Source organism: Synechococcus sp. CS-205, from assembly GCF_025128255.1.
Lineage (GTDB): Bacteria > Cyanobacteriota > Cyanobacteriia > PCC-6307 > Cyanobiaceae > Regnicoccus_A.
The window spans coordinates 1-18,491 of record NZ_JAHLZB010000041.1 but is presented as its reverse complement, the minus strand read 5'-3'; the positions used below and the strand labels follow the sequence as shown (position 1 = coordinate 18,491).

Here is an 18,491-nt window from a genome sequence, read left to right as displayed (position 1 = left end):
GCCAGCACTCTGAAAGACGTACATTGTCGAGCCAGGGAGTTCTTCTAAGCCAGAAATGGCTGATTGCACCCAATCCTAACCCGAGATTATCGCTGGAATCAACTGCCCTGCAATAGTTCTAGGTTTCTCAGCAAGCCCTAAATAGGACTTGAAGCGTCCATCAATTTTCTTTGATAGTTGAGCTGTATCGCTTCCAGAGCAAGACCTGGTACTTTTCTCCTCTGTGAGCCCGGCACCACTGGAAAATAATGTAGCGCAAAGAAGGGCAATTCCGAAGATCTGTTTGTTCATCTGAGTATTCTTTGGGTGGCAAGCCGAAGAGCGAAAGCGCAAAGCCAAGACCGAAATCTCTCCCAAGGTCGATTGGAGAGGTAGGCCTCCTGCAAGAGAGGTGAAGCATCTGCTTCAGCGGACCTTTAATAGTCGCCACCAAGGGGCGAACAGCTTCTCTTCGCATATCTTTACGCGGGCGGCATCGCCTTCCCTCTCCGCCACGCTCTGCTGGTGAGGAGGCCCCATCCACCAGCGGGTTCTTGAGCAGTTCATTGGAACCTGGCAGCCGTGCCCCACAGGGCCTCGATCTCCTGTCGCTGAACCGAGCAGGAAAATCGCTCCCAGAGGATGCCGTTGACGTCCACCGATGTCTCCATCGCCGTTGCGTCCGGTTCCTCCCAGCCGAGATGGCGCAGCTGGCCGGCTTCCCCAACGGGCACGACCCGGATCGAGACATTCAGCGCCGCGGTCCGCCAGAGCGCATAGATCCCTGGAACGACGCAGTCCGGCTCCAGCCCCAGCCGGGAGCTGTAGTCGGCAATGGAGGCTTCGATATCTGCGACGCCGAGAGCAAGATGAAGGCGACGATCCATCAGATGCGAATCTTGGCCTTGGATCCTCCCACCAGGCTGCTCTTCCTTCTTGGCGCCTCTGGCAACACAGAGATCTGGTGGCCAGTCGCTGAGCGGCTCAGGCACGGCGCTGAGCAGATCCATCAGGGCTGGCCGGGCTTCGGGGGCGAGCGGCAGGATTCGAGGGTGCAGGGATTCGACGACTTGCTTCAGCTCGTGCTCGCCCGCCTGGATCGAGCCACCGCCGTGATCACCCATCTGGTGATTCCTCCAGGCGGGATCCATGATCTCGTGAAGGAGAGAGCCGACGTGGTCGCGCCGCTGATCGATCGGCACATAAGCACTTGAGCATGGGCAAGTCCAGTTGCACCGACTGGAATCCGCTGGCCGGCGAGCACCACAGGTGGCGTTGGCTGGAGGGGACATCCGGGGCTGATCCTGCAGCCAGTTGGCACGCCAACGCTGGATGGCTGCCCTCACAAGCGGTTCCAGACAGAACCGCCTCGGAATCCTCTTAGGCCTGGTTGTGGTTCGACATCCAGTGCCGAAGGCCCGGTGGGGCCACCCCTCCAGCAACGGAGCTCTCATCTGCAGGCATGAACTTCGAGCATCAGCGCAACCTGGTGCGACTGCAGAGCTGGTCGACCAGGGCCCCGCTACAGTTCGATTCCTGCTTCGGTGATGGCTGGGATCTGTTCGACCCGCGCAACAACATGCCGCCAATTGCGCGAATGGTGATCCCCTGCACACGGGATGTGGCAGATGCGGCTCTGCCCACCAGCTTCAGCTCCTCGAAACTGGAATCCTTCCAGCTGTTCACGGCATGACCTATTGCGTGGCCGTTCTTCTGAAGAGCGGGATGGTGTTCGCCTCCGATTCACGCACCAATGCGGGTGTGGATGATTTCGCCAGCTTCTGCAAGATGACGGTGTTCGAGCGCCGTGGCGATCGGGTGTTGGTGCTGCTCAGCTCCGGCAGTCTGGCCGGAACTCAGGCCGTGATCAGCCTCCTGCGCCAACGGGCCGCCGAGGGCGATGGGTGCGCCAGCGTCTGGACGGCGCGCACGATGTTTGATGTGATGGTTCTGGTGTCGGACGTGATGCGGACAGTCGATCAGCGCGATGCTGCCTATCTGGAAGCCTCAGGGGGGGGATTCAACGCGTCCTTCCTGGTGGGTGGCCAGATCAGGGGCGAACCGCCGCGGCTGTTCCGGATGTATGCCGAGGGAAATTTCATCGAAGCCAGCGAGGAAACGCCGTTTCTACAAACCGGCGAGGCGAAGTATGGCAAGCCGATCATCGACCGCGTGATCCAGTCCGAGACTTCTCTGGCGGAAGCGGCCAAGTGCGTGCTGGTGTCGTTCGATTCCACCATGCGCAGCAACCTCTCTGTGGGAATGCCGATCGATCTGATCGCCTACGAGAGTGACAGCCTGGCCATCACCCACCGCCGCCGCTTCAGCGAGGGCGATGCCGAGTTCGCAGAACTGAGCACCGCCTGGAGCGTGGGCGTGCGCCAGGTGTTCCGGGAGTTGCCGGATGTGCGCTGGTAGGGCTGTTCCGCTGCCGGCGTCTGTCCTGAGGAGACGCGCGTCTGTCGTGAAGAAATGATGTGTGTCTCCATCCTCCGCAGACGTTGCCGGGATGGTGCCAAGCTCTAGGCTGAGTACGTTCTGATTGCGGATTCCTGGGACGTCGTTCTTTCAACGTCACCAAGGTCGTGATCTGCCATGGAGTGACCTGGACAGCATGTCAATAAGGGTTTCAGATTTGTTGATGAGGGCAGGTGCCCGGCGCGGGTTGTTCATGGCCGCCTGTGGGGGCATCCTTGCCCTGGCGGCTGCTGTTCCCGGCGCCAGGGCGGCCGAGGCTGACGCCATGGCGCTGCTCAAGGGAATGACCTCCTACGTGTCGGCTCAGCAAGAGTTGTCGTTCCGGTTCGACGCTGACCTGGAAGTCGTCACCTCCGATCAGCAGCGCCTCACCCTGGCCAGTTCAGGCTCGGTGTCGCTGGATCGCCCCGGTCGGATCCGGTTCAGCCGCTCCAGCGGTTTCGCCGATCTCGAATCGGTGTTCGATGGCTCCACCTTCACCCTGCTGGGCAAGAACGCCAACGTCTACATGCAGGTTCCGATCAAAGGATCGCTGGAGACCCTGGTGGATGAGCTCAAGGACAAGTACCGCCGCCCCCTTCCCGCGGCGGACTTGCTGCTGCCCAAGGCCTATGCCGAACTCACCGAAGGCGTCACCGATGTTAAGGACCTCGGCAGCGGGGTGGTCGGTGGCGTTGAATGCGATCATCTCGCCTTCCGCAAAAAGGATGTTGACTTCCAGATCTGGATTGCCCAGGGTGATCGCCCGTATCCCTGTCGCTATGTGATTACATCCAGAACAGTTCCTCGTTCTCCCCAATACAGTATCCAGGTCAGCGACTGGAAAACGGGATCAGCGGCCGTTGGTCAGAACTTCAGCTTTGTCCCGCCTGCAGGGGCCAGAGCTATCAGTCATGATGAGCTGAAGACGATCAAGTCCATGGGCGAATTGCCCAGCAACTACATTCTAAAAGGAAACCCATGATCAGTCTCCGCAAGTCAGCTGTCATCCTTGCCGCCATCGGTATGGCTGGCTCAGGGTCGCTGCAGATCCTGCCGGCCCAGCTCCTCAACGTCCTGGTCCCGCCGGCGCAGGCCCGGGTGGGCCGGCCGCTCACTCCCGTCAGCGTGGCTGGAGTCGGTCGGCGCACGGTGCGTCGCTGCGCGGTCGGCATTTACGACTGCTGAACCGAGGCGCCAGGGTCCTCCATGAGCCGCCCAGATCTTCCTCACCTTCCCGACTGGTCTGCTCTCCCCCCGGATCTGCGGCAACAGGTGCAGCAGTGCAATCCTGAAACCCAGTGGTTCTGGAAGGGGCTGGAAGACAGCGAAGGGTTGGAACTGCTGCTGATCACCATCCGGCATGCCCTCGCCGATTCCGGTCCGCCTCCGTGAGCGCGATCGATTCAGCCATGCATGCTCTATCGCATCGAGCAGTCGACCTTGCAGGCCCTGATGGCCGATCACCCGGAGATCGTTCAGGCCGTGATCAAAGAGCTTGCTCAGAGGTTGCGCGACACCACGGCTCCCTACGGGCTCAGTTGAGCGGGCGGCTGCCCCCGGAGCTGTCCTTCAGCGGCTGCTGGTTGACCCCTTGCCCTTGAAGCCACTCCACTCCGCCAGTTCCTCGATGGTGAGCAGGCCCTCACGCCGTTCGCCATTCAGATCCCAGGTGGGAAAGGCCCGGATCTTGGCTGTCTGGCAGCGCTCACGCCCGGCCTGGTCCTTGTCGCATTCCACGTAGGGCAGGCGTCGGCCCGCCTCCGTCCCGAACAGGTTCTTCTGGTGGAAGCAGTGGGGACACCACCAGGCGCCATAGAAGATCGCTCCCTGCTCTCGCAGGTGCTCCACCAGCGCCTTCTGCTCGGCGGTGGATGGGCTCACGGCTTCTCCGAGGCTGCCGGTGGTTCCGGCGCTGCCCGTGGTTCCCGCGCTGCCGCCACGGGCGATGGCCGGGTGACGGCTGCTGCCTGCTGCACCCACCAGCACCAGGCTCAGGGTCATCAGCGCCAGGGAGACCAACCGGGCGGGCAACTTCGGGCCGGTGGTGGCGTCAGGCATGGAACTCCCGGATTCAGTTGATCCGACGCTAAGGCTGCGTTCGGGCTTCCGCCCTTTTGCAAGCCTCCCTTTCGAGGCGATGGCTGGGACACTGGAACACTGATGCGCCCCCTCGCGACCCGATGAGCTTGCCGCGATGAGTGCCAACGGTTACCGCGACTACTTCAAGGTGCTGGGCGTCGAGCGCAGCGCCGATGCCGATGCCGTCAAGCGCTCGTTTCGCAAGCTGGCCCGCCAGTACCACCCGGATGTGAACCCAGGTGATGCCAGCGCGGAGGCGAAGTTCAAGGAGATCAGCGAGGCCTATGAAGTGCTCTCCGATCCCGACAAGCGCCGCCGCTATGAGCAGTTCGGCCAGTACTGGAGCCAGGCCGCCGGAGCTGCCGGCGGTCCTCCCGGCTTCGATGTGGATTTCGGCCGTTACGGCAACTTCGACGAGTTCATCAACGATCTGCTAGGCCGCTTCGGTGGGGCCCAGGCCGGCTCGGGATTCGGGGCAGGGCCCGGTGGGTTCGGCTTCTCCGGCGGCTTCCCCGGCGGCTTCGGTGGGCCGGCGGCTGGTCGCACCGGCGCGCTCAATCTGGATGCGGAAGCCACCATCAGCCTCAGCTTTGCCGAGGCCTTCCGTGGCTGCGAGCGCACCCTGGCGGTCAATGAGGAGCGGGTGCAGGTCCGCATCCCTGGCGGGGTGAGAAACGGCAGCCGTCTGCGGCTCAAAGGCAAGGGGAACCTGCAGCCCGGCACCGGCCGCCGCGGTGATCTCTACCTCAACCTTCAGCTTCAGGAGCATCCGATCTGGCGTCTGGATGGCGATCAGTTGCAGGCCGATCTGCCCCTCAGCCTCGACGAGCTGGCCCTAGGGGGCGAGGTGAGGGTGGCCACCCCCGACGGTGAAGCCACTGTGCAGGTGCCTTCCGGTGTGGCCCTGGGCCGCAGCCTACGCCTCAAGGGAAAAGGCTGGCCGGGCAAGGACGGCCGGGGTGATCTGCTGCTCAGCCTCACCCTCAAACTGCCGGAGCGTTTCAGTGAGACGGAGCAGCAGCTGCTGGAGAAGCTGCGCGAGGCTCGCAGCCTCGATCCGCGCCGGGAGTGGATGCGTGCTGCCCAGCTCTGATCAGAGGCCTCCAGCCTGAGACCACCCATCGACCCTTCACTTCTCTGTTTTTTTTAATCACTTGTGCCTGTCAATCACGCTTCTGTGCTGATTGTCGCAGTCAAGACTTGGCGCTGATTCTGATGTTCAGAATGGCCTGCATGCCTGGGCTTTAGGATTCCCTCAAGTGATTCGACTGCATGGAGCTGACCTATCGTCCGCGGCGCCTCCGCCGCACACCGGCGCTGCGGGCCATGGTGCGCGAGTTTCAGCTGAGTCCAGCGGATTTCATCCTGCCCTTGTTCGTTCATGAAGGGGCCAGCAACGAGCCGATCGGCGCCATGCCAGGCGCTTTTCGCTGGAGCCTCGAGGGGCTGGTGGAAGAGGTGGGCCGTGCCTGGGACCTCGGCATTCGCTGCGTGGTGCTCTTCCCGAAGGTGGCCGACGGCCTCAAGACCGAAGACGGGGCTGAATGCTTCAACGAAGGCGGTCTGATCCCCCGGGCGATCCGACGGCTCAAGCAGGACCATCCCGGTATGGCGATCATGACCGACGTCGCCCTCGACCCCTACTCCTGTGATGGCCACGACGGCATCGTCAGCGCCGAAGGCGAGGTGCTCAACGACGACACCGTGGCGATCCTCTGCCGCCAGGCCGTGGCCCAGGCCAGGGCAGGCGCCGATCTGATCGGCCCCAGCGACATGATGGACGGGCGAGTCGGCGCCATCCGCGAAGCCCTCGATGAAGAGGGATTCGAGCATGTGGGGATCATCAGCTACACCGCCAAGTACGCCTCCGCTTACTACGGCCCCTTCCGTGAAGCGCTGGATTCCGCCCCACGCGCGGATGCCGGTAAGCCCATCCCCAAGGACAAGAGCACCTACCAGATGGATCCGGCCAATGGCCGCGAATCCCTCACCGAAGCCCTGCTCGATGAACAGGAGGGGGCCGACATCCTGATGGTCAAACCCGGCCTGGCCTATCTCGATGTCATTCACCGCCTGCGCGGTGAAACCGAACTCCCCATCGCCGCCTACAACGTCAGTGGTGAGTACGCCATGGTCAAGGCGGCCGCCGAGCGCGGCTGGATCGACGAGCGGGCCGTGGTGCTGGAAACCCTGCTCTGTTTCAAGCGGGCCGGGGCTGATCTGATCCTCACCTATCACGCCTGTGAGGCGGCCAGCTGGCTGCGGGACGACTGATCCCGGCAGTGCAGAACGCTGCCGGACCAGCCCCGGTGGAGCCCACCGGCCGATCACAATGGCGCCAGCGACAGGAAACGGCCATGGCCGTGCAGCGACTGGGCCATGTGGCCGTGCGGGTCCAGGACATGGCCCGGGCCAAGGCCTTCTACGAGGGGCTCGGCCTGCGTCTGACCTGGGATGCCGATGACTGGGCCTACCTCCAGTCGCCCGACTCCGGCGACGGCATCGCCCTGCTTGCCCCCAGTTACCACCAGGCCGGCCCCCACTTCGCCTTCCACTTCGAGGACCGTGCCGGGGTGGATCAGGTCCATGCCCAGCTGGAGGCCTCAGGCCACCGGGTGGGCCCCATCCATGACCACCGCGACGGCACCGCCTCCTTCTATCTGCAGGATTCCGAGGGCAACTGGCTGGAGATGCTCTACGAGCCCCCCACCGGCATCGCCTCCAACACCGGCCGGGAGCCGGTGTGAACCCCCTCAACCCGACGGCGATCGCCGCCGAAGCCCTGGAGCTGCTCGAGTGGCAGCGGCTTGCACAGCACCTGGCCAGCTTCGCGAGCACCAGCGCGGGCAGCGCCCATTGCCTGGCCCTGCCCCTGGCGGCTGATCGCGCCGAGAGCCTGCGCCTGCTGGCCGAAACCAGCGAGCTGCTCGGCCTCGATGGCCTGATCGAGGGTGGCCTGAGCTTTCAGGGGGCCGCCGATCTCACCGGCACCTTGCGCCATTGCGCCAAGGGCGGCACCGCCACTGGCGAAGACCTGCTGGCGGTGGCCTCCACCCAGGCGGTGGCCCGCCGCCTGCGCCGGCAGATCGAGGCGCCCGAGCTGCGCCCCGTCTGCAGCCAGCTGATGCGTGATCTGCGCACCCTGCCGGAGCTGGAGCAGCGTCTGCGCTTCTGCCTGGAGGACGGCGGCAGGGTGGCCGATCGCGCCAGCCCCGAGCTGGCCGGCGTCCGTCAGCAGCTGGCCGGCCTGCGCCAGCAGCGCCGTGAGCGCCTCCAGGATCTGATGCGCCGCCAGGGGGCCTTGCTCCAGGACAACGTGATCGCCGAGCGCAATGGTCGCCCGGTGCTGGCGGTGAAGGTGACAGCCGCCTCCCAGCTGCCCGGCCTGGTGCACGACAGCTCCGCCTCCGGCAGCACCGTGTTCATTGAGCCGAAGGCGGTGATCGCGCTCGGCAACCAGATCCGCGAGCTGGAAGGGCGAGAGCGCCAGGAGGAATGGCGCGTGCTCCGGGGCCTCAGTGCCCTGGTGGCCGAGGAGGCGGACGCCTTCACCGAGCTGCACCGGGTGCTGGTGGCCCTCGATGCCGCCCTCGCCAGGGCCCGCTACGGCCAGTGGCTGGGCGCCGTGCGCCCGGAGCTGTCCGGTGACCCCCAGGCCCCATTCCTGCTGCGGGATCTGCGCCATCCCCTGCTGCTCTGGCAGGAGCGTCGCGGTGGGGAGGCCCCGGTGGTGCCGGTCACGGTCTCGGTGGGCACGGAGTTGCGGGTGGTGGCGATCACCGGCCCCAACACAGGCGGCAAGACCGTGACGCTCAAGAGCGTGGGCCTGGCGGCGCTGATGGCTCGGGCCGGTCTGTTCCTGCCCTGCACCGGCACCCCTCGCCTGCCCTGGTGCTCCCAGGTGCTGGCCGACATCGGCGATGAGCAGTCGTTGCAGCAGAACCTCTCCACCTTCAGCGGCCACGTGCGCCGCATCGCCCGCATCCTCGAGGCCCTCGACGCCACACCGTCGCCCGGCGCCACTCTGGTGTTGCTCGATGAGGTGGGTGCCGGCACCGATCCCACGGAGGGCACGGCCCTGGCGATCGCGCTGCTTCGCCACCTGGCCGACCGGGCCCGGCTCACCATCGCCACCACCCACTTCGGAGAGCTCAAGGCGCTCAAGTACGCCGACAGCCGTTTTGAGAACGCCTCGGTGGCCTTCGACAGCGACACCCTCTGCCCCACCTACCACTTGCAGTGGGGGATCCCCGGCCGCAGCAACGCCCTGGCCATCGCCACGCGCCTGGGGCTGGATCAGGCGGTGATCAGCGAGGCCAACGGCCTGCTGGCGCCCCGGGGCGAGGGTGAGCTCAACCAGGTGATCCGGGGTCTCGAAGACCAGCGCCGCCGCCAGCAGGAGGCGGCCGAGGAGGCGGCGGCGCTGCTGGCGAGCACCGAACTGCTGCATGAGGAACTGCTGCAGCGCTGGCAGCAGCAGCAGGAGCAGTCGGCGGAACTGCAGGAGCAGCGGCGGCAGGCCCTGGAGCACTCGATCCGCGATGGGCAGCAGGAGGTGCGTCGCATCATCCGTCGCCTGCGCCAGGGCGGCGGCGATGGTGAGAGGGCCCGCCAGGCCGGAGTGCGGCTGAGGCAGCTTCAGGTGGAGCACACGCCCCAGCCCCGGCGCCGGGCCCCCAGCGGCTGGCGGCCGGTGGTCGGGGAGCGCATCCGTCTGCTCTCCCTGGGCAAGCCAGCCCAGGTGCTGGCGATCAGCGCCGATGGCCGCGAACTGAGCGTGCGCTGCGGGGTGCTGAGGCTGCAGGTGGATCTCTCGGGCATCGAGAGCCTGCAGGGGGAGAAGCCAGCTCCGCCCGAGCCGGCTCAGCCCGTGATCGAGGTGCGCGCCAGTGGGCGCCACCTGGGTGGCTCAGGTCCCCAGGTGCGCAGCGAACGCAACACCGTCGATGTGCGCGGGATGCGGGTGCATGAGGCGGAAGCCGCTGTGGAGGAGCAGCTGCGCAACGCCAATGGGCCCCTCTGGGTGATCCATGGCATCGGCACCGGCAAGCTCAAGCGCGGGCTGCGCCAGTGGCTGGCCGGTGTGCCCTGGGTGGAGCGCGTCAGTGATGCCGAGCGAGGTGATGGTGGTCAGGGCTGCAGCGTGATCTGGCCGAAATGAGCAGCTGCTTCAGCTGAACTCCGGCAGCACAACCTGCAGCTCCTCCGGGTGCTCCCCGGAGCCACCCTTCGCCTCGGTGGGTTCGGGCATGGTCAGGGCGTCGCCGCTGGCCTCGAAGAAGCGCCATCCCAGTGGGTTGACCTCCAGGTGGATCGTCTGACCTGCTGCCAGGCGCTGGCCCGGGTCGGTTCGCACCTGAATCAGGTGGCTGCCCTCCAGCAGGCGACAGCTGATCAACAGTTCGTTGCCCAGGGCCTCGAGATGGGTCACCTCCGCGGGAAGGTTGCGGTTGGTGGCGGGCGCCAGCTTGAAGTGCTCCGCCCGCAGACCGGCCGTGAGGCTGCCGTGCGCCTCGCCGGCGGCGCGGGCTTCGAGGGCGTGGGCCATGTCCCCTTCCACCAGAAAGCGACGCCCAGAAAGCTGGACCTGATCATCTCCCACCTGCTGCACCGGCAGCAGGTTCATCGGCGGACTGCCGATGAACTGGGCCACGAACAGGTTGGAGGGATGGTCGTAAAGCTCCATCGGCGTCCCCAGCTGCTGCAGCCGTCCCTGGTTGAGCACGGCGATGCGATGACCCATCGTCATCGCCTCCACCTGGTCGTGGGTGACGTAGAGGGTGGTGATGCCCAGCTCCCGCTGGAGCGCCACGATCTGGGCCCGGGTGCCGGTGCGCAGCTTGGCGTCGAGGTTGCTGAGCGGTTCATCCATCAGGAAAACCTTCGGCTGGCGGGCGATGGCCCGGCCCAGGGCCACCCGTTGCTTCTGGCCTCCGGAAAGTTCCTTGGGCAGACGCTCGAGCAGGGGCGTCAGCTCCAGCTGCTCGGCCACGCCGCTGATGCGGGCCTCGATCCGCTGCTCCCGCTCTGACGGGATGCGCAGCCCGGCAGGCAGACGTCGCGTCAACCGGTAAATGCCATCCTTCAGCTGCTGGAGGGCACTGCGGGACCGGCTGCGGCGCAAGCCGAAGCCGATGTTGTCGGCCACGCTCAGATGGGGATAGAGGGCGTAGCTCTGGAACACCATCGCCACGTCCCGCTGGGCGGGGCGCAGGCCGCTCACGGCGCGCTCCCCCACCCGGATCTCACCGCTGCTGGGGGTCTCCAGGCCCGCCAGGATGCGCAGCAGGGTGCTCTTGCCGCAGCCCGATGGCCCCACCAGCACCAGAAATTCGCCGTCCTGGACCGTCAGATCCAGCTGCCGCAGCACCTCCACCGGCGCACCTCCACGCCGGGGAGGGAAGGTCTTGCTGACCTTCTCGAAGCGCACCTCAGCCAAGATCAGCCCTCTGACCGGCCGATCCTAGGGTTGGTGGCCAATCCGGCCCAGTCCCTGCGGTCTTCCCTTGCAGTTCATTGATCAAGCCCGCATCGCGGTCCAGGGAGGCCGGGGCGGAGATGGCATCGTCGCCTTCCGCCGTGAGAAGTACGTTCCGGCCGGTGGACCCTCCGGCGGTGATGGCGGCCACGGTGGCGCCGTGTGGCTCCAGGCGGATCCGAACCTGCAGACCCTGCTCGACTTCAAGTACAAGCGGCTGTTCGCAGCCCCGGAAGGCCGCCGGGGCGGGCCCAACCGCCGCAGTGGTGCCAGCGGCGACGACCTGGTGATCCTGGTGCCCTGTGGCACCGAGGTGCGCCTGCAGGACAGCGAGGAGCTGCTCGGTGATCTGACCGAACCGGGTGATCGGCTGCGGGTGGCGGCGGGGGGGCGCGGTGGCCTGGGAAATGCCCATTACCTCAGCAACCGCAACCGGGCGCCGGAGAAGTGCACCGAAGGCAAGGATGGTGAGGAGCGTCAGCTCCAACTGGAGCTCAAGCTGCTGGCCGAGGTGGGCATCATCGGGCTGCCCAATGCCGGCAAGAGCACCCTGATCAGCGTGCTCTCCGCCGCCAAGCCCAAGATCGCAGATTATCCCTTCACCACCCTGGTGCCCAACCTGGGGGTGGTGCGCCGCCCCAGTGGCGACGGAACGGTCTTTGCCGACATCCCCGGCCTGATTGCGGGTGCGGCACAGGGGGCCGGCCTGGGCCACGACTTCCTGCGCCACATCGAGCGCACCCGTCTGCTGGTGCACCTGGTGGATGCCTCCAGCGCCGATGTGACCAGCGACCTGGCGGTGGTGGAGGAGGAACTGGCGGCCTACGGCCACGGCCTCGATCAGCGTCCGAGGATCCTGGCCCTCAACAAAAGTGAGCTGCTGCCGCCCGATCAGCTCTCAGAGTCCCGCTCCGCCCTGACAGCGCTCTGGGACGGGGGCGAGGTGCTGTTGATCTCGGCGGCCACCAACAAGGGCCTCGACAGCCTGCTGGCGGAGGTCTGGCGGCAGCTTGGGATCCAGTGACCAAAAAAAGTTGAAGCCCCCCATGGGAATGGGGGGCTTGCTCAGGCGGCGCCAGGCCTGCCCTGATTCAGGCTGGGTTGATCAGTCGTCGTAGACCCGGCACTCGGGGGCTTCGGGGTTGAGATCGCAATAGACCTCGAGGGAATTCGGATCGTGGTCGTCCTCGGGATGGTGCGACTTGTATTCCTCGAGCGACTTGAGTTCGTCTTCGAGGTGACGCACCTTGGCTTCATTGCCGACGGCCTTGGCCGTTTCGATCTCGATCTGATCCTTGCGGATGTGCTCGTCGATGGAAGTCATAGGAAGGCCGGCCTTCGGCTACCGGAGCTTTTCGATCCCACCATACGGGCCCCCTCCCGTAGGCCGCGGGCAATGTGATCCTGCGCTGATCAAGCGCTCAGCTCGCTGAGCTCCAGCCAGCGCTCCTCGCCGTGCTCGATGCGCTCCAGCAGGGCGGCCAGGTCGTGGGTGAGGCTTTCCAGGCGGGAGTAGTCGCCGCCGGCACCCCCCGCCAGCTCCTCCTCCAGCTCTGCCCGCTGCGCCTCCCACTGCGGCAGCGACCGCTCCAGCTCCTCCAGTTCACGGCTCTGCTTGAAGCTGCGCCGCCTGGATGCCGGGGCTGGGGCCGCCGCTTTGGCTGCTGTTTCCGCGCTGGCCTTGGGCGGTGGGGAGGATGGCGCCGTTCCGGCTGCGGGCCCCGCCGCCGCCCTCTCCAGGTAGGCGCTGTAGTTGCCCTCGTAACGCCTGAGTTCCCCCGCCTCGAAGCAGAACAGCCGGTCCACGGTGCGGTCGAGGAAGTAGCGGTCGTGGGAGACCACCACCACGCAGCCCCGGAAGTCCTCCAGGAAGTCCTCCAGGACGGTGAGGGTGTGCACGTCCAGGTCGTTGGTGGGCTCATCGAGCAGCAGCACGTTGGGGGCGCTGATCAACAGCCGACAGAGGTAGAGCCGCCGCCGCTCCCCGCCGGAGAGGCGCCCGATCGGGCTGTGTTGCTGGGCGGGAGGGAACAGGAAGCGCTCCAGCAGCTGGGAGGCGCTGATGGCCACCCCGCCCAGTTCGATGCGGCTGGCTTCCTCCTGCACATAGTCGATCAGCTTGCGCTCCAGTCCACGGCCGCTGGCGAGTCCTTCCGCCTGCTGATCGAAGTAGGCCAGCCGCACCGTGCTCCCCAGCTCCAGGCGCCCCTCCTGGGCTTGGCGGCGACCGGCGATCAGATCCAGCAGGGTGGATTTCCCTGAACCGTTCGGACCGATGATTCCCACCCGGTCCTCGGGGCTGAAGTCGTAGCTGAAGTCGCGCAGCAAGGGTGTGCGCGCCCCAGCGGCCCCACCGCCGCGGTCGGCGCTCGGATCCGCCCAGACACTGAGGTGTTCTGCGCTGATCGCCTTCTTGCCGAGGCGGCGATGGGCGGCCACCAGGCTGAGCTGCCCCTTGCTCTGGCGTTTCGGGGCCTCCTGCATCGCTTCGATCCGCTGGATCCGGGCCTTCTGCTTGGTGCTGCGGGCCTGGGGACCGCGGCGCAGCCACTCCAGTTCCCGCCGCAGGGCTCCCTTGAACTTCGCGGCACTGGCGGCCTCGATCGCCTCCTCCTCCGCCTTGGTCTGCAGGTAGGTGGCGTAGTTGCCGGGATAGCTGCGGGCCACGCCCCGGTCCACCTCCACAATGCGGCGCGCCACCCGGTCGAGCACGTAGCGGTCGTGGGTGATCAGCACCAGGGCGCCGGGGAAGCGCTCCAGCTGCCCCTGCAGCCATTCGATGCAGAGGGCGTCGAGATGGTTGGTGGGTTCATCGAGCAGGAGCACATCGGGTTCGGCCACCAGGGCTGCGGCCAGGGCCAGCCGCTTGCGGAACCCCCCGGACAGGTCGCCCACCCGTCGGTGCACATCGCGAATGCCGAGGCGCTCGAGCACCTCGCGGCACTGCTGCTCCAGGCTCCAGGCGTTGGCCTGGTCCATGCGCTCCTGCAGGTCGCTCAGCTCCCCCAGCAGGGCCTGGTTCCCGGGGGCGTTCGCCACGTCCTGGCTCACCTCGGTGAAACGGCGCAGCAGCGCCATCTTCTCGCCGCTGTCCTCGAACACCTGCTCCAGCACGCTGCGCTCGGGATCCAGATCCGGTTCCTGGGCCACCATCACCACCTTCAACCGCCCGGAGCAGCGCCGCTCCCCTTCGCCCGGCGGCTCGAGGCCAGCCAGCAGGCGCAGCAGGGTTGACTTGCCGGCGCCATTGGGGCCGATCAGCCCGAGGCGGTCGCGCTCCTGCAGGTGCAGGTGGAGATCGTGGAAGAGGGTGCGAAGGCCAAAGTCCTTGCCGACCCCCACCAGGCTGATCAGGGTCACGCTCGCGAGGGAGGCCTCTGGCTCTCCAGGTAAGCAAAGACGCTCTTGTCGCCCACGTCGGCGGCGGCCTGCATCGGGAATTTGCGCAGGGTGAGGATCAGCAGCAGCGCCGCCTCGACGGCCAGCAGGATGAAGGTGGTGCGCCCATCGAGCAGGCCCACCAGGCGGCCCAGCAGGGCCAGCGGCAGCAGCAGGGTGACTCCGATCGCTTCCGGCCGCTGGAAGCAGAAGAATTCCTTGAAACCCACCCCAGCCAAGGCCGCGAAGAATGGCCCTACAGCCCAGATCCAGCGGGAGTCGCCCGCCAGGGTCTCGAGCATGGCGTCCGGTCCCTGGCGCAGGGCCAGGGCCAGGCCACCTGCACAGCCCAGCAGCCAGAACAGCTGCAGGGCCCGGTGCAGTGGACGCAGATAAATGTGAATCCAGCGCAGGGCCAGCCCCAGTCCGGCGGCCATCAGCACCAGCCAGGCCCAGAGACCCTGGCTGCCCCAGTTGGCCCACTGCAGCAGCAGGCCCGCCTGGGCCAGGGCCACCCCCAGCAGGGCCAGGCGGTAGCCGAGCACCTCGCGGCGGTCGAGAGCCGTGATCGTGAACGGTCCGTAGACGCCCTCGAACGACGGATCCTCGGGGCTGCCCTCGTGCCGGGTTTGATCGGTCATGGCTGGAGTCGCGCAGGAGCTGGGCCTGCCACCAGTGTGGCCAGATCCGCCCCCGCCGGAACGATTCCGGAGGGGTGCAGTGGAAAGAGGGCCCCGAAATAGTCGCGGCGCCAGGAGTCCGGGAAGCAGGTGGCGGCGACTCCGGGGAGGGCGTAGAGGCGGGCGCGCCAGGCCATCAGGGCCGGGAAAGTCCAGAGGGGGCGGCGGCTGCAACCGAACAGGGGGGCATAGACCAGCTCCAGCCGGATCAGGGTCGGAAACAGGACCACATCCGCCAGGGTGAGTTGATCGCCGCACAGCCATGGGCCTCCTTCCTCGAGGGCACTCTCCGCCGCCTCGAGGCTGGCGAACAGCTCGGATTCGGCCTGGTCATAGGCGGCCTGGTTGCGCGCGAAGCCGCAGCGGTAGACCCCATCGTTCACGGTTCCCTGCAGCCGTTCGCGCCAGCGGCCGTTGGCTTCCGCCTTGGCCTCGGGCAGCAGATCCGGAGCCCCCTCCGGGGCCGGCCAGCGATTGAGCAGCTCGATCAGCCGGGCGCTCTCGTTCACCAGGATCCGGCGGCCGGGGCGGTCGTAGAGGGCGGGCACCGTGGCCCGGGCCCGGGGGTCACCGCCACTGCGCCGGTAAAGCTCCACCAGGGCCCTGGCTCCCTCGTAAGGGGCGTCGAACCGCCAGCGGCCTGCCCTGGGGTCGGGCTCCACCACCACCAGCTCCAGGCCGCCGGCGAGCTGGCGCAGGCACCACACCAGCCAGGCCCGGTGCGCCCAGGGGCAGCTGCGTCCCACGATCAGTCCATGGACACCGGCCTGGCCTGCCGTGGCCGGCAGCTCCGGAGTGAGAGCGAAGGCGCTTTCAGGACGCCGGTAGTGACCTGCCGCGTCGGCTGGACCCAGACCAGCCATCAACCGGCGCCACTGGCAGCGCCAGGCGGCGCGCACGGTGGCCACCACCGGGGGGGGAACAGCCATGGCAGTCTCCAGCGCTGGTTCCGACTCTGGCCCGCAGTGGCCCGCCGCTGCGTCAGGCTGGACGCTGATCCGATCTGCAGGGGGGGTGGCGATGGGTTCGGCAGAGGTTCTGGTGGTGGCCGGCACCCATGGCAACGAGCGCAACGCCCCCTGGCTGGTGAAGCACTGGCTTGGCCACCCCGGCGCCCTTGATTCCGCCGGCCTGGCCCTGCAGCTGGTGATCGGCAATCCGGCCGCCCTCGCGGCGGGACGCCGCTACCTCGATCGCGACCTGAACCGCTCCTTCACCAGCGCCCTGCTCGAAACTCCCTCTCCGGCTGATCGGGAGATGCAGCGGGCCCGGGAGCTGCTCGCCCTGCATGGGCCCGCAGGATCACGGCCCTGCGCCCTGGTGATCGATCTTCACAGCACCACCGCGGCCATGGGTAATTCCCTGGTGGTCTACGGGCGGCGGCCACCGGATCTGGCCCTGGCGGCCGGGATCCAGGCGTTGCTGGGCCTGCCGATCTATCTGCATGAGGCCGATGCCAGCCAGCAGGGCTTTCTGATCGAGCGCTGGCCCTGTGGCCTGGTGATCGAGGTGGGCCCGGTGCCCCAGGGGGTCGTCAACGCCGCCATCTGCCGGCAGACCCAGTGGGGCCTGGAGGCCGCCCTGACGGTGCTGGCCTCAGCCCGGCGGGGGTCGCTGGCCCTGCCCCGGAGCCTCACGGTGCACCGCCATCTGGGCAGCCTCGATCTGCCTCGGCACCCGGATGGTTCTCCGGCCGCCTGCCTTCACCCCCTGCGGCAGCACCGCGACTGGTTCCCGATCCGCCCTGGGGATCCTCTCTTCGAGACGGCCAGCGGGGAAACCCTGCGCTACCAGCCCAGCGACCCCGAGCCGCTCTGGCCGGTCTTCATCAACGAAGCGGCCTACGGCGAGAAGGGCATCGCCCTCAGCCTCACCCGTCGCGAACGCTGGCCCTGCGAACCGGAGTGGCTGGAGGGTCTCCAGCAACTTGCCCTTCAGCTGCTCCCTTCAGCCGCTTGAGCTGCCAGCTCAGAGGTCCGGGCTGACGGCTTCGGGCCCAGGCGCGTCGTCGGGCTCAGGTGATGGGGCCTCCTGGGGGGTCATGGTTTCCGCTCTGGGGGCGCCGTTGTAGAGCACCTTCACCACCGAGCGCCCATCCGCTGAGACCTCGATCTCGGTTTCAGCCGTGGGGGCCAGGTTGAGGATCTGCCAGCCGGGAGGCCCCCCGAGAAAGCGGAAGATGTAGCCCTCGGCATCGCCCTTGACCAGGCAGTCGCCGCCGCCTCGGTTGTACATGCAGGCATCCGGCCTGTAGCTGCTCAGGCCTCCGTTGAGCCGCTCGGCGTACATGCGCGCCACGTTGGTGGCCCGCTGGCGGGTGAAGGGAAAGAGCTCGTAGCTGTCCTGAGCCAGGCATGGCCTGGCTGCCACGACGGCCAGACAGGCCGAAAGGACAAGAAGTGGGCGCATGACGGGGATGCATCGACAGGACCACGGAGAAGGCTCCGTGGAAGCCGCAACGATGGATCGGTTCGGCCCTGCTCAGGGGCGGCCCGTGTCCAGATCAGCCACAGGCCCAGGTTCCCTGTTCCTTGGTGCAGGGCAGGTCCGTCGAGCTGCCGTCGGCCCAGTAGATGCGCAGCCGGTCGTCCGAGCTGTCCATGCGGAAGGTGAGCGACTTGACCACGCCGGCTGGAGGCTTGCCGGCGGGATCGGCGGGGTCGGGCCTCGCCGGACTGGCCAGGCGCTGCTCAACCTGCTGGAGACGCTGCTCCAGTTGCTCCAGGCGCTGACTCTCCTTGGAGGGAGTGCTGGGGCAGCCGGCCAGGCCAAGGGCCAGCAGGGCCAGACCGCCGATGAGAAATGGTCTGGAGGCGCGTGAACGCAAGGGCATCGCCGCGGCGGATCGCATGGGGGCTTCGAACACCTAGCAACAGCCTCAGGCGTTGACCAGTCGTTCGCTCCAGTAGATGACGGCACCGAGACTCTCCAGTTGGAGGCGCCGCTGGCGTGCGTGGCGGACGGGCACGGTTTCGGTGGAGCGGTTACCGCTCAGATCCCAGCAGATCAGAACCATGGGTCGCCTTCTCGAAGGAGCTGAAGAAAACCTTAAGTCGCCAAGGTGTTCGTTGGTACGGATTCCTCTCCGGGCGTGTCGAAGGCGACACAACTCGGCGGGCTGCTGGATCGGCTTCTGCGCCCCGCCCCTGGCGGAAGCAAACCTTAAGCGCTTCACACATCCTGCAATGGTCTGTTACATTGTGTCAGGCGAAGGGCTTTCGGGCTCACCGGACGGGTTTCCCGCTCCGGCTTGTCGTCTTACCTAACCGACCCCTTCGGGGGCCTCTTACCTCGCTCTCATGACCACCACCCTTCAGCAGCGCCAAGGCGCGTCTGCCTGGAGCCAGTTCTGCGAGTGGGTCACCTCCACCAACAACCGTCTCTACGTCGGTTGGTTCGGTGTGCTGATGATCCCCACCCTGCTGGCTGCCACGATC

The 18,491-nt window shown here is 66.8% G+C and carries 23 protein-coding genes and 1 pseudogene; 14 read left to right on the top strand and 10 right to left on the bottom strand.

Features of this window, described 5'->3' with window-relative positions; all coding sequences use genetic code 11:
- Positions 1-542: 542 nt before the first annotated feature.
- Positions 543-989 carry a hypothetical protein gene (locus KQ297_RS10490; protein WP_259739370.1) on the bottom strand — a complete coding sequence of 149 codons (447 nt, stop codon included), beginning with the start codon at positions 987-989 and terminating at the stop codon, positions 543-545.
- Between the two features lie 42 nt (positions 990-1,031).
- Between KQ297_RS10490 and KQ297_RS10485 the strand changes: the two genes are divergently transcribed.
- From KQ297_RS10485 to KQ297_RS10455, 7 genes are all read left to right on the top strand, one after another.
- Positions 1,032-1,193, top strand: a complete 162-nt coding sequence (locus KQ297_RS10485; protein ID WP_259739369.1) for a hypothetical protein — start codon at positions 1,032-1,034, stop codon at positions 1,191-1,193.
- 248 nt (positions 1,194-1,441) lie between these two features.
- The gene (locus KQ297_RS10480; protein ID WP_259739368.1) at positions 1,442-1,672 is read left to right on the top strand and encodes a hypothetical protein; all 231 of its coding nucleotides are present in this window, start codon (positions 1,442-1,444) and stop codon (positions 1,670-1,672) included.
- An 8-nt stretch (positions 1,673-1,680) separates the two neighbouring features.
- On the top strand, positions 1,681-2,397 hold the full coding sequence (locus tag KQ297_RS10475) for a peptidase (RefSeq protein ID WP_259739367.1): 717 nt from the start codon (positions 1,681-1,683) through the stop codon (positions 2,395-2,397).
- Positions 2,398-2,650: 253 nt separating this feature from the next.
- Positions 2,651-3,421: a DUF2092 domain-containing protein gene (locus KQ297_RS10470; protein WP_259739372.1), complete on the top strand. Its 771-nt coding sequence runs from the start codon at positions 2,651-2,653 to the stop codon at positions 3,419-3,421.
- The gene (locus KQ297_RS10465) at positions 3,418-3,624 is read left to right on the top strand and encodes a hypothetical protein (RefSeq protein WP_259739366.1); all 207 of its coding nucleotides are present in this window, start codon (positions 3,418-3,420) and stop codon (positions 3,622-3,624) included. Before KQ297_RS10470 ends, KQ297_RS10465 begins: the two co-directional genes overlap by 4 nt.
- A 21-nt stretch (positions 3,625-3,645) precedes the next feature.
- The gene (locus tag KQ297_RS10460; protein WP_259739365.1) at positions 3,646-3,831 is read left to right on the top strand and encodes a hypothetical protein; all 186 of its coding nucleotides are present in this window, start codon (positions 3,646-3,648) and stop codon (positions 3,829-3,831) included.
- 21 nt (positions 3,832-3,852) lie between these two features.
- Positions 3,853-3,981, top strand: coding sequence for a hypothetical protein (locus KQ297_RS10455; RefSeq protein ID WP_259739364.1), 129 nt, complete (start codon positions 3,853-3,855; stop codon positions 3,979-3,981).
- 27 nt (positions 3,982-4,008) lie between these two features.
- On the opposite strand, the gene KQ297_RS10450 is transcribed toward KQ297_RS10455, so the two are convergent.
- Positions 4,009-4,497: a hypothetical protein gene (locus tag KQ297_RS10450; protein WP_259739363.1), complete on the bottom strand. Its 489-nt coding sequence runs from the start codon at positions 4,495-4,497 to the stop codon at positions 4,009-4,011.
- Between the two features lie 136 nt (positions 4,498-4,633).
- Between KQ297_RS10450 and KQ297_RS10445 the strand changes: the two genes are divergently transcribed.
- From KQ297_RS10445 to KQ297_RS10430, 4 genes are all read left to right on the top strand, one after another.
- On the top strand, positions 4,634-5,611 hold the full coding sequence (locus tag KQ297_RS10445) for a J domain-containing protein (RefSeq protein ID WP_259739362.1): 978 nt from the start codon (positions 4,634-4,636) through the stop codon (positions 5,609-5,611).
- Positions 5,612-5,790: 179 nt separating this feature from the next.
- Complete coding sequence (gene hemB / locus KQ297_RS10440) at positions 5,791-6,792, top strand: porphobilinogen synthase (RefSeq protein WP_185467190.1); 1,002 nt, start codon at positions 5,791-5,793, stop codon at positions 6,790-6,792.
- A gap of 83 nt (positions 6,793-6,875) precedes the next feature.
- On the top strand, positions 6,876-7,265 hold the full coding sequence (locus KQ297_RS10435) for a VOC family protein (protein WP_259739361.1): 390 nt from the start codon (positions 6,876-6,878) through the stop codon (positions 7,263-7,265).
- A complete protein-coding gene (locus KQ297_RS10430; protein ID WP_259739360.1) occupies positions 7,262-9,679 on the top strand; it encodes an endonuclease MutS2 in 2,418 nt (805 codons plus the stop codon). Before KQ297_RS10435 ends, KQ297_RS10430 begins: the two co-directional genes overlap by 4 nt.
- A 9-nt stretch (positions 9,680-9,688) precedes the next feature.
- Here KQ297_RS10430 and KQ297_RS10425 read toward each other — a convergent pair whose 3' ends face one another.
- On the bottom strand, positions 9,689-10,957 hold the full coding sequence (locus KQ297_RS10425) for an ATP-binding cassette domain-containing protein (protein WP_311133999.1): 1,269 nt from the start codon (positions 10,955-10,957) through the stop codon (positions 9,689-9,691).
- Positions 10,958-11,024: 67 nt separating this feature from the next.
- Between KQ297_RS10425 and obgE the strand changes: the two genes are divergently transcribed.
- Positions 11,025-12,020 (top strand): GTPase ObgE, encoded by a 996-nt coding sequence (gene obgE, locus KQ297_RS10420; RefSeq protein WP_259739359.1) that lies wholly within the window; start codon positions 11,025-11,027, stop codon positions 12,018-12,020.
- An 81-nt stretch (positions 12,021-12,101) separates the two neighbouring features.
- On the opposite strand, the gene KQ297_RS10415 is transcribed toward obgE, so the two are convergent.
- The 4 genes from KQ297_RS10415 to KQ297_RS10400 all read right to left on the bottom strand — a co-directional run bounded on the left by KQ297_RS10415 (position 12,102) and on the right by KQ297_RS10400 (position 15,983).
- Positions 12,102-12,320 (bottom strand): Calvin cycle protein CP12, encoded by a 219-nt coding sequence (locus KQ297_RS10415; RefSeq protein WP_006172041.1) that lies wholly within the window; start codon positions 12,318-12,320, stop codon positions 12,102-12,104.
- Between the two features lie 89 nt (positions 12,321-12,409).
- Positions 12,410-14,356, bottom strand: coding sequence for an ABC-F family ATP-binding cassette domain-containing protein (locus KQ297_RS10410; RefSeq protein ID WP_259739358.1), 1,947 nt, complete (start codon positions 14,354-14,356; stop codon positions 12,410-12,412).
- Positions 14,353-15,015, bottom strand: a complete 663-nt coding sequence (locus KQ297_RS10405) for a DUF2301 domain-containing membrane protein (RefSeq protein WP_259739357.1) — start codon at positions 15,013-15,015, stop codon at positions 14,353-14,355. Before KQ297_RS10405 ends, KQ297_RS10410 begins: the two co-directional genes overlap by 4 nt.
- A complete protein-coding gene (locus KQ297_RS10400) occupies positions 15,012-15,983 on the bottom strand; it encodes a glutathione S-transferase C-terminal domain-containing protein (protein ID WP_259739356.1) in 972 nt (323 codons plus the stop codon). Before KQ297_RS10400 ends, KQ297_RS10405 begins: the two co-directional genes overlap by 4 nt.
- A 91-nt stretch (positions 15,984-16,074) precedes the next feature.
- Between KQ297_RS10400 and KQ297_RS10395 the strand changes: the two genes are divergently transcribed.
- A complete protein-coding gene (locus tag KQ297_RS10395; protein WP_259739355.1) occupies positions 16,075-17,013 on the top strand; it encodes an aspartoacylase in 939 nt (312 codons plus the stop codon).
- 9 nt (positions 17,014-17,022) lie between these two features.
- Here the strand turns inward: KQ297_RS10395 and KQ297_RS10390 are convergent, their stop codons facing one another.
- The 3 genes from KQ297_RS10390 to KQ297_RS10380 all read right to left on the bottom strand — a co-directional run bounded on the left by KQ297_RS10390 (position 17,023) and on the right by KQ297_RS10380 (position 18,070).
- On the bottom strand, positions 17,023-17,463 hold the full coding sequence (locus KQ297_RS10390) for a hypothetical protein (protein ID WP_259739354.1): 441 nt from the start codon (positions 17,461-17,463) through the stop codon (positions 17,023-17,025).
- Between the two features lie 94 nt (positions 17,464-17,557).
- On the bottom strand, positions 17,558-17,905 hold the full coding sequence (locus KQ297_RS10385; protein WP_259739353.1) for a carbohydrate porin: 348 nt from the start codon (positions 17,903-17,905) through the stop codon (positions 17,558-17,560).
- Between the two features lie 27 nt (positions 17,906-17,932).
- Complete coding sequence (locus tag KQ297_RS10380; RefSeq protein ID WP_259739352.1) at positions 17,933-18,070, bottom strand: hypothetical protein; 138 nt, start codon at positions 18,068-18,070, stop codon at positions 17,933-17,935.
- A 283-nt stretch (positions 18,071-18,353) separates the two neighbouring features.
- Between KQ297_RS10380 and KQ297_RS10375 the strand changes: the two are divergent.
- Positions 18,354-18,491 (top strand): annotated as a pseudogene (locus KQ297_RS10375) (photosystem II q(b) protein); the annotation flags it as partial.

What these genes read in the sequence shown, in the direction of transcription:
- KQ297_RS10490 (WP_259739370.1), bottom strand. Translation starts at nt 989, where the DNA reads ATGGATCTGCTCAGCGCCGTGCCTGAGCCGCTCAGCGACTGGCCACCA.
- KQ297_RS10480 (WP_259739368.1), top strand. Translation starts at nt 1,442, where the DNA reads ATGAACTTCGAGCATCAGCGCAACCTGGTGCGACTGCAGAGCTGGTCG.
- KQ297_RS10470 (WP_259739372.1), top strand. Translation starts at nt 2,651, where the DNA reads ATGGCCGCCTGTGGGGGCATCCTTGCCCTGGCGGCTGCTGTTCCCGGC.
- KQ297_RS10465 (WP_259739366.1), top strand. Translation starts at nt 3,418, where the DNA reads ATGATCAGTCTCCGCAAGTCAGCTGTCATCCTTGCCGCCATCGGTATG.
- KQ297_RS10460 (WP_259739365.1), top strand. Translation starts at nt 3,646, where the DNA reads ATGAGCCGCCCAGATCTTCCTCACCTTCCCGACTGGTCTGCTCTCCCC.
- KQ297_RS10455 (WP_259739364.1), top strand. Translation starts at nt 3,853, where the DNA reads ATGCTCTATCGCATCGAGCAGTCGACCTTGCAGGCCCTGATGGCCGAT.
- KQ297_RS10450 (WP_259739363.1), bottom strand. Translation starts at nt 4,497, where the DNA reads ATGCCTGACGCCACCACCGGCCCGAAGTTGCCCGCCCGGTTGGTCTCC.
- KQ297_RS10445 (WP_259739362.1), top strand. Translation starts at nt 4,634, where the DNA reads ATGAGTGCCAACGGTTACCGCGACTACTTCAAGGTGCTGGGCGTCGAG.
- hemB (WP_185467190.1), top strand. Translation starts at nt 5,791, where the DNA reads ATGGAGCTGACCTATCGTCCGCGGCGCCTCCGCCGCACACCGGCGCTG.
- KQ297_RS10435 (WP_259739361.1), top strand. Translation starts at nt 6,876, where the DNA reads ATGGCCGTGCAGCGACTGGGCCATGTGGCCGTGCGGGTCCAGGACATG.
- KQ297_RS10415 (WP_006172041.1), bottom strand. Translation starts at nt 12,320, where the DNA reads ATGACTTCCATCGACGAGCACATCCGCAAGGATCAGATCGAGATCGAA.
- KQ297_RS10405 (WP_259739357.1), bottom strand. Translation starts at nt 15,015, where the DNA reads ATGACCGATCAAACCCGGCACGAGGGCAGCCCCGAGGATCCGTCGTTC.
- KQ297_RS10400 (WP_259739356.1), bottom strand. Translation starts at nt 15,983, where the DNA reads ATGGCTGTTCCCCCCCCGGTGGTGGCCACCGTGCGCGCCGCCTGGCGC.
- KQ297_RS10395 (WP_259739355.1), top strand. Translation starts at nt 16,075, where the DNA reads ATGGGTTCGGCAGAGGTTCTGGTGGTGGCCGGCACCCATGGCAACGAG.
- KQ297_RS10390 (WP_259739354.1), bottom strand. Translation starts at nt 17,463, where the DNA reads ATGCGCCCACTTCTTGTCCTTTCGGCCTGTCTGGCCGTCGTGGCAGCC.
- KQ297_RS10385 (WP_259739353.1), bottom strand. Translation starts at nt 17,905, where the DNA reads ATGCGATCCGCCGCGGCGATGCCCTTGCGTTCACGCGCCTCCAGACCA.
- KQ297_RS10380 (WP_259739352.1), bottom strand. Translation starts at nt 18,070, where the DNA reads ATGGTTCTGATCTGCTGGGATCTGAGCGGTAACCGCTCCACCGAAACC.